Source organism: Psychrobacter sp. 16-MNA-CIBAN-0192, from assembly GCF_040309565.1.
Lineage (GTDB): Bacteria > Pseudomonadota > Gammaproteobacteria > Pseudomonadales > Moraxellaceae > Psychrobacter.
Genome location: NZ_JBEOOX010000438.1, coordinates 1 through 258 on the forward strand (window position 1 = coordinate 1; position 258 = coordinate 258).

Below are 258 nucleotides of genomic sequence, written 5' to 3' on the forward strand. Positions count from 1 at the left end.
CTGTAGATGGTTTCAGTGAAAAAGGTGCAGATCTTTGGAATCTTAATATGAATGACCAATCTTCTGATGTCGTTCTAGCATCTATTGGTGCACGTGGCGAATACGCTTTTGCTACTAGTGATACTCGTCTAACCGGTAGCCTAATGTATACCAACGCCTCTGGAGATGACCTTAATATTCAAAGCGGTTTTGTGGGTCAGTTAGATGCGACTCCTTATACCGTCAAAGGACTTGAAGAGGACTTGATCGATGTCAGCT

At 43.0% G+C, this 258-nt stretch carries 1 protein-coding gene; it reads left to right on the top strand.

Annotation, left to right across the window (positions count from 1 at the left end; genetic code table 11):
• Positions 1-47: 47 nt before the first annotated feature.
• On the top strand, positions 48-258 hold a 211-nt coding region (locus AAEY78_RS13870; protein WP_352339946.1), incomplete at its 3' end, for a hypothetical protein.